The 1,184-nt window shown below is 44.2% G+C and carries 1 protein-coding gene; it reads left to right on the top strand.

Annotated elements, in window-relative coordinates:
- On the top strand, positions 1 to 1,086 hold a 1,086-nt coding region (locus COJ96_RS24995), incomplete at its 5' end, for an FtsK/SpoIIIE domain-containing protein (RefSeq protein WP_098576497.1).
- Positions 1,087 to 1,184 lie beyond the last annotated feature (98 nt).

Below are 1,184 nucleotides of genomic sequence, written 5' to 3'. Positions count from 1 at the left end.
TTCCTCGATAAATACGGCAAGTTTAAAGACGGCCTTAACAATAAGAGTGTCAGGCGCATCAACTTAAAGGACTTTAGCGGACTAAAGTACGACGCAACCTTGCTGAAGCAGATTCGGGCTATCATTAATAAGCGGGTCCAACTAAGCAAGGAAATCGAATTGGAATATGACGGCATGCTCATAATGCGCGTCTATGAACAAGGGCTCCGCGCTGACTACGTACTAAGCGAGGACATTATGCAGAAGTGTAAGCCTTGGAATGTCGCGATAGGAGTCACTCTTAACGGTCAAGTATCGCACGACTTCGAAAGTGGGCCGCACATTCTTATCGGTGGTGCTACTGACATGGGTAAAAGTAACGTGCTTAACGTCATTATCGTTACGTTGCTTCATAATCAGCCTGAAGATGTTGAATTTACGCTTATCGACCTAAAAGGCGGCCTGGAGTTCGGAGTATATGAAAATCTACCGCAAGTAAAAAACTTTGCGACTAATGCGACTGAAGCCCGGGATGCTCTCGAAAAAGTAAAGGCGGAAATGGAAAGGACTTTCGAAAAGTTACGTAGTACCGGCAAAAAGAATGTCAAAGCGCTCGGCATTAAGAAACGTCATTTTGTCATTATTGATGAAAGTGCGGAGTTGAGTAGCGCTGGCGAACAGGATAAGGAAGAAAAGACGCTAAAAATTGAGTGCGAAAACCTTATAAAAGACATTGCCAGGCGTGGAAGGGCTAGCGGTATTCGGCTCCTATATTGTACGCAGTATCCAACGGCTGAAACGGTCAGCTCTCAAGTCAAGCGGAATCTAATTACTCGGGTTTGCCTACCTGTTGATACAGCGATAGCAAGTACGGTCGTTCTGGACGAAGGTGGAGCGGAGAAGCTGCCGTTAATTCAAGGAAGGGCAATTTATAAACGCAACCGTTGTACGCAAATGCAGGCTTATTATATAAGCGATGAAATTATCGACAATACCGTAAAACCTTTAATTCGAATTAGACCGCGTAAGGAGGAGCCTTATGTACCACACAGAGCGAAAACGTCAGAACCGGGAGGAAGCTATACTACTAAGTTTGAAGAAGCTTGATTATCTGACACGGAGCCAAATTCAACGAATTCACAATTTAAAAAGTGATCGCAATGCTCAGCGCGTTTTAAAACAAATGGAATATTTAAGCGTGATGC

The sequence above is a fragment of the Bacillus sp. AFS073361 genome (assembly GCF_002567005.1).
GTDB lineage: Bacteria > Bacillota > Bacilli > Bacillales > Cytobacillaceae > Neobacillus.
This window is presented reverse-complemented; position numbering and strand designations above follow the sequence as displayed.